9 protein-coding genes are annotated in these 14,919 nt (G+C 70.2%); 5 read left to right on the top strand and 4 right to left on the bottom strand.

Translation table 11 applies throughout. From position 1 onward, the window contains the following. Nucleotides 1-354: 354 nt before the first annotated feature. Genes accC through JWR86_RS16970 form a run of 3 tightly spaced genes read right to left on the bottom strand, consistent with a single transcriptional unit; the run spans nt 355 to nt 2,972 of the window. Nucleotides 355-1,704, bottom strand: coding sequence for an acetyl-CoA carboxylase biotin carboxylase subunit (gene accC, locus JWR86_RS16980; protein WP_299567624.1), 1,350 nt, complete (start codon nt 1,702-1,704; stop codon nt 355-357). 9 nt (nt 1,705-1,713) lie between these two features. After that, nucleotides 1,714-2,205 carry an acetyl-CoA carboxylase biotin carboxyl carrier protein gene (gene accB / locus JWR86_RS16975; protein WP_299567622.1) on the bottom strand — a complete coding sequence of 164 codons (492 nt, stop codon included), beginning with the start codon at nt 2,203-2,205 and terminating at the stop codon, nt 1,714-1,716. A gap of 14 nt (nt 2,206-2,219) precedes the next feature. After that, on the bottom strand, nt 2,220-2,972 hold the full coding sequence (locus JWR86_RS16970; RefSeq protein ID WP_299567620.1) for a DsbA family protein: 753 nt from the start codon (nt 2,970-2,972) through the stop codon (nt 2,220-2,222). Between the two features lie 224 nt (nt 2,973-3,196). Between JWR86_RS16970 and JWR86_RS16965 the strand changes: the two genes are divergently transcribed. Both JWR86_RS16965 and JWR86_RS16960 read left to right on the top strand, forming a co-directional pair. Next, a complete protein-coding gene (locus JWR86_RS16965) occupies nt 3,197-5,230 on the top strand; it encodes a M13 family metallopeptidase (RefSeq protein WP_299567617.1) in 2,034 nt (677 codons plus the stop codon). A gap of 98 nt (nt 5,231-5,328) precedes the next feature. Beyond that, nucleotides 5,329-6,435: an aminotransferase class I/II-fold pyridoxal phosphate-dependent enzyme gene (locus JWR86_RS16960; RefSeq protein WP_299567626.1), complete on the top strand. Its 1,107-nt coding sequence runs from the start codon at nt 5,329-5,331 to the stop codon at nt 6,433-6,435. A 126-nt stretch (nt 6,436-6,561) separates the two neighbouring features. Here the strand turns inward: JWR86_RS16960 and JWR86_RS16955 are convergent, their stop codons facing one another. Beyond that, nucleotides 6,562-9,306, bottom strand: coding sequence for a ribonuclease E/G (locus JWR86_RS16955; protein WP_299567615.1), 2,745 nt, complete (start codon nt 9,304-9,306; stop codon nt 6,562-6,564). Between the two features lie 658 nt (nt 9,307-9,964). Here JWR86_RS16955 and JWR86_RS16950 point away from each other — a divergent pair. The 3 genes from JWR86_RS16950 (at nt 9,965) to prfB (ending at nt 14,913) form a co-directional block, all read left to right on the top strand. Further along, nucleotides 9,965-11,167, top strand: coding sequence for an N-acetylmuramoyl-L-alanine amidase (locus tag JWR86_RS16950; protein WP_299567613.1), 1,203 nt, complete (start codon nt 9,965-9,967; stop codon nt 11,165-11,167). Between the two features lie 115 nt (nt 11,168-11,282). Continuing rightward, on the top strand, nt 11,283-13,691 hold the full coding sequence (locus tag JWR86_RS16945; protein WP_299567611.1) for a penicillin-binding protein 1A: 2,409 nt from the start codon (nt 11,283-11,285) through the stop codon (nt 13,689-13,691). Between the two features lie 93 nt (nt 13,692-13,784). Next, a protein-coding gene (gene prfB / locus JWR86_RS16940) for a peptide chain release factor 2 (protein WP_299567609.1) occupies nt 13,785-14,913 on the top strand; the annotation gives its coding sequence in 2 pieces (ribosomal slippage) (nt 13,785-13,853 and nt 13,855-14,913; 1,128 coding nt in all). Nucleotides 14,914-14,919: the final 6 nt, after the last annotated feature.

Raw genomic sequence — 14,919 nt, 5'->3', positions numbered from 1 at the left:
GCCGCTCGTCCCCGGGCCCGCCACCCACCCTCGTCAAGCTGAGGAGCGGCGCGTCTAGAGCGCGCACCGTCGGTGTGTGAGGGGCACCCAGGCTCATCCGGCGCGCGTGCTTCGAGACGGGCCTTCGGCCCTCCTCAGCATGACGAGCGTTGTGGACGGGAGAGCCGTTGCGGTGGCGGCGCTCGCCGCGAGCTACACCCACCGAACCTCGTCATGCTGAGGAGCGCTGCAGGGCAGCGCGTCTCGAAGCACGCACCATCGGTTTGTGCGGGGCACCCAGGCTCAGCCGGCGCGCGTGCTTCGAGACGGGCCTCCGGCCCTCCTCAGCATGACGGGCCGGGTGGAGGCCGCGCCCTAAGCGGCGGCCTCGGCGGCCAGGAACCGCTCCAGCCAGTGGATGTCGTAGAGGCCGTTCTGGACGTCCGGGTTGCGGACCAGGGAGCGGAACAGCGGCAGCGTGGTGTCGATGCCGTCGACGATGAACTCGTCGAGCGCGCGGCGCAGGCGCATCAGGCACTCGTTGCGGGTGCGGCCGTGCACGATCAGCTTGCCGACCAGGGAATCGTAGTTCGGCGGGATCCGGTAGCCCTGGTAGGCGGCGGAATCGACCCGGACGCCGAGCCCGCCCGGCGGGTGGAAATAGGTGATCAGTCCGGGCGAGGGCCGGAAGGTGGCCGGGTGCTCTGCGTTGATGCGGCACTCGATGGCGTGGCCCGTCAGCTTGACCTCGTCCTGCGTGACGGAAAGCTCCGCCCCGGCCGCGACGCGGATCTGCTCGTTGACGATGTCGATGCCGGTGATCATCTCCGTCACCGGATGCTCCACCTGCACGCGGGTGTTCATCTCGATGAAGTAGAAGCGGCCGTCCTCGTACAGGAACTCGACCGTGCCGGCGCCGGCATAGCGCAGCTCCTGCATGGCGCGCGCGACCGTGTTGCCGATCTCCTCGCGCTCGGCCTCGTTCAGCGCCGGGGAGGGGCCCTCTTCCCAGACCTTCTGGTGGCGGCGCTGCAGCGAGCAGTCGCGCTCGCCGAGGTGAATCGCGCGGCCGCGGCCGTCACCCAGCACCTGGATCTCGATGTGGCGGGGCTTCTCGAGATACTTCTCGAGGTACACCGAGGCGTCGCCGAAGGCGGCCAGCGCCTCGGCCCGGGCGGTCGCGAGCGCGTCCGACAGGTCGTCCTCGGTGCGGGCCACCTTCATGCCACGGCCGCCGCCGCCCGAGGCGGCCTTGATCAACACCGGGTAGCCGATCTCGGCGGCGACGCGCTTGGCCTCGACGTCATCGGACACGCCGCCCTCGGAGCCGGGCACGCACGGGATGCCGAGGCGCTTGGCCGTGCGCTTCGCCTCGATCTTGTCGCCCATCATGCGGATATGTTCCGCCCGGGGCCCCACAACGGCGATGCCATGGTGGCCGAGCACCTCGGCGAAGCGGGCGTTCTCCGACAGGAAGCCGTAGCCCGGATGGACGGCATCGGCGCCCGTGATCTCACAGGCCGCGATCAGAGCCGGGATGTTGAGGTAGCTGTCCCGGGCCGGCGGCGGCCCGATGCACACGCTTTCGTCGGCCAGCCGCACGTGCATGGCGTCGGAATCCGCCGTCGAGTGGACCGCGACCGTGGCGATGCCGAGCTCCTTGCAGGCGCGCAGGATGCGAAGGGCGATTTCGCCCCGATTGGCGATGAGGATCTTGTCGAACACCTGCTGCGCTCAGTCGATCAGGACGAGGGGTTCGCCGAACTCGACGGGTTGTCCGTCCTCGACATAGATGGCCCGGACCGTGCCGGCGCGTGTCGCCACGATGTCGTTGAAGGTCTTCATGGCCTCGATCAGCAGGAGCTTTTCGCCGACCCGGACCTCGGACCCGACCTCGACGAAGCTCTTGGCGCCCGGGGCGGGCCGCCGATAGGCGGTGCCGACCATCGGTGAGGTGAGGGCGTCCGGATGCTTGGCCGGGGGCTCGGCCGGAGCGGCCGCGCGGGCGGAGGCGGGCGCCGCCACGGGGGCGGCCACGGCCGCGACCACCGGGGCCGGGTGGTTGCGGGCCACCCGGATGCGCAGGTCTCCCTTCTCCACCTCGATCTCGGTGAGGTCGGTCTCGGCCAGCAGCCCGGCGAGCTGCCGCACGAGATCGGGGTCGAACGGGTGGGTGGCGGCGGCCTCGATTGGCTCGTCGCCAGCGGCGGGGGGCTGCGCCTGCATGGAACCTGGCTCCGTCACTTGCGGACCGCTGCGATGGACTGGCGCAGGGCTTCGAGCCCGACCGCGCCGGAAATGACCTCCTGGCCGACCACGAAGGCCGGCGTTCCGGTCAAGGCGAGCTTTTCGGCGAGGTCGGCGCTTTCGGCCAGGGCCTCCTTGACCTCCGGCCCGGCCATGTCGCGCTGGAGCCGCGCCATGTCGAGGCCCATCTCCTTGGCCAGTGCCGTGGCACGCTCGGCACCGACGCGGCCGCGCGTCTCGATCAGCCGGGAGTGATATTCGAACAGCTTGGCGCCGGAGAGCTGCTGCTTGGCGGCCAGGGCGACGCGGGCGGCCTCCACCGATTCGGGCCCGAGCACCGGCAAGTCCTTGAGCACCACCTTGAGCTTGGGATCGCTCTTGATCAGCTCGCGCACGTCCGAGAGGGCGCGTTTGCAGTAGCTGCAATTGTAATCGAAGAACTCGACCAGCGTGACGTCGCCGGCCGGGTTGCCGACCAGGTAGCCGTGCGGCGAATTGAACAGCTTCTCGCCCGCACTCGCGAGCGTGGCCTGCTGGGCGCTGCGCTGCGCCTCCTGCTGCCGCTTCTCGAGTTCGGCGATGGCCTCCTGCAGCACTTCGGGCTTGCGCAGGAGAAAGTCGCGGACGATCCCTTCGATCGCCTCGCGCTGCGCCGGATCGAACCCGGGCGCCTGGGCCGCTGCGGGGGCGGAGCACAGCGCCACCGCCGCCGCGGCGGGAATCAGGCCTCTGAACAGGCTTGCCATGGTGAAAGCTTTCATTGGACGGGGACGGCGGCGACGCGAGCTGTCGCTGCGGCCTCGTGCCGGGGCCGAGTAAAGCGACGCTCCCGGGCCGTCAACGTTCGCCAGGATGACGCGCTATGTGGGCCGGCCGAGCGGCGAAAGCATGGCGGCGGCGAGGGTTGCGTCCAGAACCTTGGCTTCCGGATCGCTTCGACGCATGGTCGCCCATCCCCGGAGAGATGCCCGTGTTCCAGATCAGGCCCGTCCTGCTCCTCTCCTGCCTCCTCGGCATGGTGATCGGGGCCGCCCCCGCGCCCGGATCCGAAGAGGTCGCGCGGCCTCCGGCCTATGGCGCGTGGGGGTTCGACCTCTTGGGCCAGGACCGCAGCGTGCGCCCGGGCGACGACTTCTTCCGGCATGGCAACGGAGCCTGGTTCGACCGGACCGCCATCCCGCCCGACCGGAGCTGGACCGGGGTGGATGTGGTTCTGGTGCAGCTTGTCGAGGGGCGGCTCCGGGCCATTCTGGAGGGCGGGGAGCCCGGCGCAGACGAACTCGCCCGCAAGCTGCGCGCTGTCTACGGCTCCTTCATGGACGAGCGCCGGGTCGAGGCGCTCGGCCTCGCGCCCACGGCCGCCTACCTGGCCGAGATCCGGGACGCCCGCTCGCACGAGGAGCTGGCCGAGGTGATCGGCCGCCCGGGAACCTTCAACATCGGTCCCTTCCGGGTCGACATCTACCCGGACGACAAGGCGCCCGACCGCTACGCCGTGTATCTCGGCCAGAGCGGGCTCGGCCTGCCCGACCGCGACTATTACCTGCTGCCCGGCTTTGCCGGGAAGAAGGAGGCGTACCGGGCCTATGTTGCCGAGATGCTGGCGCTGGCCGGCTGGCCGTCGCCGGGCGAGGCGTCTGCCGGCATCCTCGCTTTCGAGACCGCCATCGCGGAGGCGAGCTGGAGCGCGGTGGAGCGCCGCGACAGCGAGCGGGCCTACAACCCGACCTCCCTGGCCGAGCTGGAGGCGGTGGCCCCGTTCCCCTGGCGGGCCTGGCTGCGGCCGGGCGGGCTCGAGGGCCGGCCCCGCTTCATTGCCCGCGAGAACACTGCCCTGCCGCGGATCGCGGCCCTCTATGCCGCCACCCCGCTCGACACGCTTAGGGCCTGGCAGGTGTTTCATCAGGTCGACGGGGCCGCGCCCTACCTGCCGCGGGCCTTTGTGGAGGCGCAGTTCCGGTTCCGGTCGCAGGAGCTCGACGGGGTCGGCGCGCTGCCGGACCGGTGGCGCCGGGCGATCACGGCGCTCAACGGCCATATGGGCGAGGCGCTCGGCCGCCTCTATGTCGAGCGGCACTTCCCGGAGAGCGCGCGGCGCCAGGTCGAGGGCATGGTGTCGGACCTGAAGGTCGCGCTCCGGGAGCGGCTCGAACACATTCCCTGGATGAGTCCGACCACGCGCGCGAAAGCGGTCGACAAGCTCGACCGGCTGTCGATGAAGATCGGCTACCCCAAGGCTTGGCGCGACTATGGGGCCCTCGCGGTGCGGCCGGACGCGCTTCTCGACAACATCAGTGCCGCCATGATCTTCGAGCAGCAGCGCAGCGTGCGCAGGCTGGACGAGCCGGTGGATCGCGACGAGTGGACCGCGCCGCCCCAGACGGTGAACGCCTTCTACGACAGCAACCAGAACGCCATGACGTTGCCGGCGGCCGAGCTGCAGCCGCCCTATTTCGATCCGGCCGCCGACCCGGCTGTGAATTACGGCGGCGTCGGCGCCATCATCGGCCACGAATTCATCCACGGCTTCGACGATGACGGGCGCCGCTTCGACGGCGGCGGCGTGCTGGCGAGCTGGTGGGGCGAGGCGGAGGTGCGCGCCTTCAAGGAGCGGGCGGCCGAGCTCGGCCGGCAATACGGGCGATTCGAGATCTTCCCCGGCGCCTTCGTCAACGGCGACCTGACCATGGGTGAGAACATCGCCGATCTCGGCGGCCTCCTGGTCGCCCACGATGCTTATCGGCGCTCGCTCGGCGGCCGGCCCGCCGCGGTGCTGGACGGGCTCACCGGCGACCAACGCTTCTTCCTGGGCTTTGCCCAAGCCTGGCGCGGCAAGACGCGCGAGGACGCGCAGCGGCGGCTGCTTGTGTCCGACCCGCACGCCCCCGAGGCTAGCCGGGTGAACGGTTCTGTCCGCAACGTGGACGCCTGGTACGAGGCGTTCGGGGTCCGGCCCGGCGACAAGCTGTACCTGCCCCCCGACAAGAGGGTCCGGATCTGGTGATGAGGCGAGTGGCGGAATACGAAGGCTCGATCCTTTCTGGGGACGCGAGGGGGCCGGGCGCGGCGCGGCGGCTGGCCCGTGTGCAGCCGTTTCTCGCCATGGACGTGCTGGCGGCGGCGGCCGAGCGCGAGCGCGCCGGTCACGACATCATTCACATGGAAGTCGGCCAGCCCTCGGCGCCCGCGCCGCGGCTCGTCCGGGAGGCCGCCCGGGCCGCGCTCGAGGATGGCCGCATCGGTTACACGGAGGCGCTGGGCCTCCGCCCCCTGCGCGAGCGCATCGCCCGCCATTACCGCGACAGCTACGGCGTCACCGTCACGCCCGAGCGCGTGGTCGTGACCACCGGCTCCTCGGCCGGATTCGTGCTCTCCTTTCTCGCGTTGTTCGATCCGGGCGCGCGGGTTGCCATCTCGGCGCCGGGCTATCCCGCCTACCGCAACATCCTGGAGGCGCTGGATCTCGAGCCCGTGCCGGTGCGGCTGCGGGCCGAGGAGGGCTGGCAGCTCACGGCGTCCTCGCTGGCGGCGCTGCACGAGGACCGTCCGCTCGCCGGGATCCTGGCCATGAGCCCGGCCAATCCGTCAGGGACCATGATCGGCCGCGAGGCCTTGGCGAGCCTCGGTGCGTTCTGCCGGCAGCGCGGGCTCTGGTTCGTGTCGGACGAGATCTACCACGGCCTGACCTACGGGGAGGCGGCCGAGACGGCGTTGCGGCACGACGACGACGCCGTCGTGATCAACTCGTTCTCCAAGTACTACTGCATGACCGGCTGGCGCATCGGCTGGGCGGTGGTGCCCGAGCGCCTGGTTCGGCCGCTCGAGCGTCTGGCCCAGAACCTGTACATCTCGCCGCCCTACCTGTCGCAGGTGGCGGCGCTGGCCGCCTTCGACGCCACCGCGGAACTGGAAGGCGTGAAGGCCGAATACGCCCGCGCGCGGGACATTCTTCTCTCGGAACTGCCGGGCCTCGGCATCGGCGAGATGCACCCGGCCGACGGCGCCTTCTACGTCTACGCGGACGTGGCGCGGCTGACGAACGACTCGGTCGCGTTCTGCCGGCGCATGCTGGAAGAGGCCGGCGTCGCGACCACGCCCGGGCTCGATTTCGATCCGGACGAGGGCGGGCACCACCTCCGCCTGTCCTTCGCGGGGGGCGAGGCCGTCTGCCGGGAAGCCGTCAGGCGGCTGCGTGGCTGGCTGGGCTGAAGCGCGGCCGCAGCCGGGCTGAACCGGGTTCGCCCTAGCACCTTCCGGATACGGTCGTGCTGGGGCGGGCCAGGCCCGCCCCAGAGGGTGCTCCCGAGGAGCGACCCTCCTGTCCTTCGGGTCCGGTCAGGACCCGCTCAGGGCCGACTTGGCCTTTGACCACCAGCCCCCGCGCTTGGGGCGGTTCGGATCCGGCGGCGTGAGAACCACCGCGACGGGCTCCGGCTCAGGCTCGGGGGGCGGCGGAGGCGGGGCTTCGCCGACCGGCTGCGCCGGGCTATGGGTCGCCTCAGGCCCGAGGTCGATCACGGTGTCGGCGTGGCTCGGCCGGCTGTCGGCCTCGGACGCCGCCGGGGCCGGCTCCTCCTCGCGCACGGACCGGACGGGCTCGCCACGGCGGCCGTCGAACTCGCCCGAGTCGTCCGACGATGCGGGCGAGGCGTTGGCCAGCCGGTCGTCGGCCTCATCCTCCTCGTCGTCGCTCTCGTCGAGATGCGCGCCCTCGCCATTCACAGCGCCCTCGGCCGGACCTCTGCCGCGCCGACGGCGACGCCGACGCTTGCGCCGGCCGCCATCGTCACCGACGGGTTCAGCGCTCGGCCCGGCCCGTTCCTCGGTCCGCTCTTCGAAACGCTCTTCCTCTTCCCGCTCGTACTCGGCCGTGGGCTCGATCTCGATCGGCTCGTCCACCGGGGTGATCGAATCCACCCTGACGCCCGTCGACGGCGCGGGCCGGATCGAGGCCGCCACCGGCGAGCCCTTGTCGATGGCGAAGGTGATGGTGCCGCTGAGCGAGTCGTCGAGCGTCACCGCGACGGCCGCGCCGAAGCGGGACTCGATCTCGGTGAGGTGGGGCCGCTTCTGGTTGAGGATGTAGATGGCCACCTCGGTCCGGGTCCTGACCGTGAGGTTGTGGCTGCTGCTGCGGAGCAGCGTCTCCTCGACAGAGCGCAGCACCTGCAGCGCGACCGACGGGACGGAGCGGACGAAGCCCGTCCCGGCGCAATGCCGGCACACCACAGAGGACGATTCGAGCACGCCCGTGCGGATGCGCTGGCGCGACATCTCGAGCAGGCCGAAGGGCGAGATGCGGCCGACCTGGATGCGGGCGCGGTCGTTCTTGAGGCAGTCCTTGAGCTTCTTCTCGACCGCGCGGTCGTTGCGCCGCTCCTCCATGTCGATGAAGTCGATCACGATGAGACCGGCCAGATCCCGCAGCCGGAGCTGGCGGGCGATTTCCTCGGACGCTTCGAGGTTGGTCTTGACCGCCGTGTCCTCGATGTTGTGCTCGCGCGTCGCGCGGCCCGAGTTCACGTCGATCGAGACCAGCGCCTCGGTCGGGTTGATGACCAGATAGCCACCCGATTTCAGCGTCACATGGTTCGAGAACATGGCGTCGAGTTGCGCCTCGACTCCGTGCTGGGCGAACAGCCCCTGCGGCTCCTGATAGAACCGGACGGCCTTGGTCTGCGCCGGCATGATCAGCCGCATGAAGTCCTTGGCCTCGCGATAGCCCTCCTCACCGGCCACCACGACGTCGTCGATGTCCTTGTTGTAGAGGTCGCGGATGGCCCGCTTGATGAGCGAACCCTCCTCATAGACGAGGGTCGGGGCCGAGCTCTCGAGCGTGAGCTCGCGCACGCTCTCCCACAGCCGCATCAGGTACTCGAAGTCGCGCTTGATCTCCGGCTTCGTGCGGGACGCGCCGGCGGTGCGCAGGATGATCCCCATGCCATCCGGCACCTCGAGGTCCTGCACGATCTCCTTCAGGCGCTTGCGATCCTCGGCGGACGTGATCTTGCGCGAAATGCCGCCGCCCTTGCCGGTGTTGGGCATGAGCACGGCGTAGCGGCCGGCGAGCGACAGGTAGGTCGTCAGCGCCGCGCCCTTGTTGCCGCGCTCCTCCTTGACCACCTGGACCAGCAGCACCTGGCGGCGCTTGATGACTTCCTGGATCTTGTAGTGCCGCCGCGGCGTGCGCCGCCGCTCCGGCACCTCTTCCAGCGCGTCGGCGCCGCCGACGGCTTCCACGACTTCGTGCTCCTCGAGCTCGTCCTCGTCGTGCTCGCCGTCGTGCTCCTCGTCGTCCTCGTCGTGCTCGTCCTCGTCCTCGTCGTCATGCTCGCCGTCGGAGGGCTGCTCGTCCTGGGGCTCCGACTCGGCGCGGGCTTCCACGGGCTCCTGGGTCTCGAATCGGCCTTCGGCCGCCGGCTCGCCAGCGTCCGACATCTCGGGTTCGTGGCCCTCGGCCGGAGCCGAGTCGTCGCGATCGTCAGCGGCAGGGAGAGGCAGTTGGGGGGCGGCCGAGGCCTCCTGCTCCCCGGTCTGGGCGGCATGCCCGTCGGCCTCGTCGTCCATGGACCGGTCGTGGCCCGCCGAATCGGCGGCAAGTTCCCCGTCCTCGCCGCCGAAAGCGCGCTGAGCCGTCGATTCCTCGCCCTCGCCATGCCCGTTCTCGACAGGCGCCGAGACGGTTGCGCCATCCTGACGGTTGCGGCGCTGCGAACCCCGGCGCCTGCGGCCGCTGCCGCTGCCGCTGCCACCGCGCGTGCGGCGCTCCTCGCGCTCCTCGTCCTCGCGATCCTGCCGCGCCTCGTCCTCGATCAGCGCCTGCCGGTCGGCAACGGGAATTTGATAGTAGTCGGGGTGGATCTCGCTGAACGCCAGGAAGCCGTGCCGATTGCCGCCGTACTCGATGAAAGCGGCCTGGAGCGACGGTTCGACCCGGGTGACCTTGGCGAGATAAATGTTGCCGCGGAGCTGGCGGCGGCTCGCCGATTCGAAATCGAATTCCTCGATCTTATTGCCCCGCGTTACGACAACACGGGTTTCCTCCGGGTGGGAGGCGTCGATGAGCATCTTGTTGGCCATGGAGAACTCTCGAGAGTGAGCCCGCCGGTGCCCGGCTCGGGGCTGGCGCATGCCGAACGGCCCGGCGGAGCCGGGCTGGGAGCGGCCTTGGGCCGTGGTGGCTGGAACCGGCGAATGTGAGGGGAGCGCCGCAAGACGCGGGTGATGTCACGCACGGGCGTGGCAGAACCGATCCGGATCGGAAGGTATCGGCGTTCCGTGCAGGGCATGAGTGCGGGACGGCACGGGGGCGCCGCAACGGTCAGCAATGCCGATCCCGTGACTGCGTCCATGGACGTCCTTCCGGAAGACGGGCGGCGAAGCCGCCAGTCGGCTGAACGGCAGGGTGCCCGCCGCGACTTCGGGTCGGTCGGATAAGCGTCGAGCGGGCGCGCAACACCTCCGGGAGGTGGGCGCCGACGCGAGGAACACGGCCGTGGCCGAAACGAAGTCAAGCTCATTAAGGCCGGGATGCAGGCTTTGACAAGAGAAAGCGTCGCCGTGGCGCAAATCGTGCGGCCCGCCCTCGTGAAAGAGCCGCGCGAGGGGCCGGTTCGGCCCGGGGCGCGGTGGGCGGCCGCCCCGGTCTGCAAGCGCCCGTTAACCATGGGCCGCCTAGTCAGCTTCGGACCGTCGGGCCGCTCGGCTCGCGGGCAGGATGGGGTCGCTTCGGCTCGAGATGCTGAGACTCGCAACCCTTTTTCTCGCGCTGGCCTGTTTCGCGCGGCCCAGCCCGGCTGCGATTCCGCCGGAGCCGCCGGCCGTCGCGGTCGGGGTCGCCCTCTCCGTCGAGGACGGCCGGACACGCCTGACCGTGAAGCTCTCGCGCGCCGTTCAGGCCCGAGGCTTCGTGCTCGAGAGGCCCGACCGGGCCATCATCGACCTCGGCGACGTCAACGTGCAGGTCAGACCGGCCAGCGAGCGGCTGGGCGTGGTGTCGGGGCTCAGAGCCGGCGTGATCGCGCCGGGCCGCGCCCGAATCGTCCTCGACCTCGCCGAGCCCGCCCGCATCGCCCGAATCGAGACAGTCGGCGAACCGGAGGCGGGGCTGCACCGGCTCGTGGTCGAACTGGTGAAGATCGATCGGCCGAGCTTCCGCCAAACGGTCGCCCTCGGCCGCGACGACCGCGATCCTCTCACGACAGGATCGCTGGGAGACGGCCCGGGCGGGGACAGCCGCCCTCTGGTCGCCCTCGACCCCGGCCACGGCGGCACTGATTCGGGCGCCGTCGCGACGACCGGGGCCCTGGAGAAGGACATCGTGCTCGCCTTCGCCCTGACGCTGCGGGATCGCCTGCTCGCGTCCGGGCGCTTCCGGGTGATGATGACCCGCGACGGCGACAGCTTCGTGCCGCTGGACGAGCGCGTGCGCCTCGCCCGCAATGCTGGCGCGGACCTCTTCGTCTCCATCCACGGGGATTCGATCGGAAGTGCCGCGATCCGCGGGGCCACGATTTATACGGGCGCCGAACAGGCGACCGACCTCGAATCGGCCCGGCTCGCCGAGCGCGAGAACGCGGCCGACCTGGCCGGCGGGGTCGCGCCGCCGGAGGTCCAGGCGGGGATCGCTGACATCCTCCACCAACTCACGCTGCGGGAGACGCGCGGCCTGTCCCACCGCTTTGCCAACCTGCTTCACGGCGAGCTCCGCCCTGTGCTGGGCTTCAGCGCCCACCCCCATCGCGAGGCCGGCTTTCGCGTGCTGCGCGCCCCCGACATGACCTCCGTGCTGGTCGAACTCGGCTACCTGTCCAACGCCAAGGACGCCAACCTGTTGCTGTCGGATGACTGGCGCCGGCACACCGCGGCCGCTATGGCGGGAGCGGTGGAACGGTTCTTCGGCGCCCGGCTTCGGGGGGCTGCCGCCGCAATCTTACCATAGAAACCGTGCTCATGAGCCCGGCCGGGCCAAGGGGCCGGGAAGTGCGCCTGCCCGCTCTCGGAGCTGGGCGCCGGGCGAGTCGGCCTGACCGGCTGATCAGGTGGAAGTGGAGCGGATGCGGTTCATCCTTCGGTTCTTCGGCTTCCTGTTCTCGGTTGGCGCGATCGCGTTCCTGCTCGCCGGCGCGGCGGGCGGCTACTATTTCTGGAAGTTCAGCCAGGGTCTGCCGGACCACGCGGCCCTGTCCAACTACGAGCCGCCGGTCACGACGCGCGTGCACGCGGCCGACGGCAGCCTGCTGGCCGAATATGCGCGCGAGCGGCGGCTCTACCTGCCCATCCAGGCCGTGCCGAAGCTGGTCACGGGTGCCTTCCTGTCCGCCGAGGACAAGAACTTCTACCGGCATAGCGGCATCGATCCGGAAGGGATCGTGCGGGCGGCGCTGAACAACTTCCGGTCCGGCCGCCGCCAAGGCGCGTCCACCATCACCCAGCAGGTCGCCAAGAACTTCCTTCTGTCCAACGAGCAGACGCTCGAGCGGAAGGCCAAGGAGGCCCTGCTCGCGCTGCGCATCGAGGCGGCCTTCTCCAAGGACCGCATCCTCGAGCTCTATCTGAACGAGATCTTCCTCGGCACGCTGGTGCCCGGCCGCAATGTGCACGGCGTGGCAGCGGCGGCCTTGGAATATTTCAACAAGTCCGTGCACGAGCTGACGCCGGCCGAGGCGGCCTATCTGGCCGCGCTGCCGAAGGGGCCGAACAACTACCACCCCTTCCGGAAGACGGCCGAGGCGATCAGCCGCCGCAACGAAATCCTGACCCTGATGGTCGCAAACGGCATCATCTCCAAGGAGGAGGGCGAGAAGGCGAGGGCGCAGCCCCTCGGCATCAACTCGCGCATGCACTCGCCCAACATGATCGCGTCCGGCTTCTTCGCCGAAGAGGTCAGGCGCGAGCTCGGCGACCGCTACGGCGAAAAGGCGCTGTACGAGGGCGGCCTGTCGGTGCGGGCGACGCTCGACCCCAAGCTTCAGGCGATCGCCCGCAAGGCGCTGGTCGACGGGCTGATTCGGTTCGACGAGGCGACCGGCTGGCGCGGCCCGCAGGGCAATCTCAACCTCGCCGGCCGCGAATGGGGCCTGGCGTTGGCCGAAGTGCCGGCCCTCGCCGACGTCCAGCCGTGGCGGCTCGCGGTCGCACTCGAACGTTCGGGAGGCGCCGTGCGGATCGGCCTCCAGCCGAAGCGCGAGGCGAGCGGCGTCGTGGTGCGCGAGCGGGAACTCGGCCAGATCGCGCCCGAGGGCCTGGGCCGCGCGGCCGGCACGCTGCAGACGGGCGACGTGATCTATGTCGAGCCGCTGGCCGGCAAGCCCGGCATGTTCCGGCTGCGCCAGCTTCCGGAGGTGTCGGGCGGTCTTGTGGCGATGGATCCCCATACGGGCCGCGTGCACGCCATGGTCGGCGGGTTCTCCTACGACCAGAGCGAGTTCAACCGGGCCACGCAGGCGATGCGCCAGCCGGGATCCTCCTTCAAGCCGATCGTCTACGCGGCTGCGCTCGACAACGGCTACACCCCGTCCTCGATCATCGAGGACATGCCGATCACGGTCGATCCGGGCGGCGGGCAGGAACTCTGGACCCCTAAAAACTTCGGCGGGGAGGCCACCGGCCCGCATACGCTGCGCTACGGCATCCAGTATTCCAAGAACCTCATGACGGTGCGGCTGGCCCGCGAGCTCGGGATGCCGCTGGTCGCCGAATACGCGCGCCGCTTCGGCGTCTACGACGAGCTGCTGCCGCTGCTGCCGATGTCGCTCGGCGCCGGCGAGACCACGGTGATGCGCATGGTGGCGGCCTATTCGATGCTGGCCAATGGCGGCCGCCGCATCCGGCCGACGCTGATCGACCGCATCCAGGACCGGACCGGCGTCACCGTGTACCGGCACGACGATCGCGAATGCATCGGCTGCGCGGCCGAGGCCTGGACCGGCCAGGACGAGCCAAACCTGATCGACAAGCGCGAGCAGGTGCTGGACCCGCTCACCGCCTACCAGATGGTCTCCATCCTGGAAGGCGTGGTGCTGCGCGGGACGGCGGCCCGGATCCGGCCCATGGTCGACAACAAGCCGATGGCCGGCAAGACCGGGACGACCAATGACGCCAAGGACCTCTGGTTCGTGGGCTTTTCGCCCGATCTCGCGGTCGGCCTCTATCTCGGCTACGACAAGCCGCGCTCGCTCGGCGCCAACGCGCAGGCCGGAACCTACGCGGCTCCGATCTTCGGCGAGTTCATGAAGCAGGCGCTCGCCGACAAGCCGCCGACGCCCTTCCGCGTGCCGCCGGGCATCAAGCTGATCCGGGTCTCGCTGGCCAGCGGAATGCGCGCGAGCGGCGAGGGCGGGGGCACGATCCTGGAGGCCTTCAAGCCGGGCACGGCGCCTCCCGACAGCTATTCGGTCGTCTCGACCGGCGGCGCCTCGCCCGAGGCCGAGCGCGCGGTGGGAGCGGGCGGAGGCCTCTGGTAGGCGCCCACTCCCGGCGGCCCAGCCCGGGGCCGCCGGTTTACAGGGTGCCCGCCGCCCCCTATCTCACGCCCTCCCTCCACTGAACCGCGAATCATGCGCGCCGAAATCACGTCGCTGCTCGAAGCCGCCAAGCAATCCTTGGGATTGCTGAGGAGGCATCTTTGACTGGGAAACGGTAGAGCGACGCCTCGGCGAGCTGACGGCCCGGTCTGAGGATCCTGACCTCTGGAACGACCCGGAGGCCGCCCAGAAAGTGATGCGGGAGCGCAACGGGCTCGACGAGCAGGTCGCCGCCATCCGGCAGATCGAGCGCGAGATCGAGGACGGCATCACGTTGATCGAGCTCGGCGAGGCCGAGGGCGACCAGGACAGCGTGACTGAGGGCGAGGAGTCGATCCGCCGCGCTCAGGCCGAGGCGGCGCGCCGCCAGGTGGAGACGCTGCTCGCCGGCGAGGCCGATTCCAACGACACCTATCTCGAGGTCCATTCCGGTGCCGGCGGCACGGAAAGTCAGGACTGGGCGCAGATGCTCGCCCGCATGTACGCCCGCTGGGGCGAGCGGCGCGGCTTCAAGGTCGAACTGATCGAGCAGCAGGACGGGGAGGAGGCCGGCATCAAGGGCGCCACCCTGCTTCTGAAGGGGCACAACGCCTATGGCTGGGCCAAGACCGAATCCGGCGTGCACCGCCTGGTCCGGATCTCGCCGTTCGATTCGAACGCGCGCCGGCACACCAGCTTCGCCTCCGTCTGGGTTTACCCGGTCGTCGACGACCGCATCCAGATCGACGTCAAGGAGAGCGACTGCCGGATCGACACCTACCGGTCGTCAGGCGCCGGCGGTCAGCACGTCAACACCACCGATTCCGCTGTCCGGATCACGCATATCCCCTCGGGCATCGTGGTCGCCTGCCAGCAGGAGCGCTCGCAGCACAAGAACAGGGCGACCGCCTGGAACATGCTGCGCGCCCGCCTCTACGAGGCCGAGCTGAAGCGGCGCGAGGAGAAGGCCAGCGCGGAACAGGCTGCCAAGACCGATATCGGCTGGGGCCACCAGATCCGCTCCTACGTCCTGCAGCCGTATCAGCTCGTGAAGGACCTCCGGACCGGCACCACCTCGACCAGCCCCGGCGACGTGCTGGACGGAGAGCTGGACCCGTTCATGGAGGCGGCGCTCGCGCAGCGCGTCTATGGCGGCGCCGAGGGCGTCGAGGACATCGACTAGCCCTCC

The organism is Enterovirga sp. (assembly GCF_028290205.1).
In the GTDB taxonomy this organism is placed as follows: Bacteria; Pseudomonadota; Alphaproteobacteria; order Rhizobiales; family Beijerinckiaceae; genus Enterovirga.
This window is presented reverse-complemented; position numbering and strand designations above follow the sequence as displayed.

Coding starts and splice junctions, on each gene's coding strand:
- accB (WP_299567622.1), bottom strand. CDS start 2,205: ATGCAGGCGCAGCCCCCCGCCGCTGGCGACGAGCCAATCGAGGCCGCC.
- JWR86_RS16970 (WP_299567620.1), bottom strand. CDS start 2,972: ATGGCAAGCCTGTTCAGAGGCCTGATTCCCGCCGCGGCGGCGGTGGCG.
- JWR86_RS16960 (WP_299567626.1), top strand. CDS start 5,329: ATGGACGTGCTGGCGGCGGCGGCCGAGCGCGAGCGCGCCGGTCACGAC.
- JWR86_RS16955 (WP_299567615.1), bottom strand. CDS start 9,306: ATGGCCAACAAGATGCTCATCGACGCCTCCCACCCGGAGGAAACCCGT.
- JWR86_RS16950 (WP_299567613.1), top strand. CDS start 9,965: ATGCTGAGACTCGCAACCCTTTTTCTCGCGCTGGCCTGTTTCGCGCGG.
- JWR86_RS16945 (WP_299567611.1), top strand. CDS start 11,283: ATGCGGTTCATCCTTCGGTTCTTCGGCTTCCTGTTCTCGGTTGGCGCG.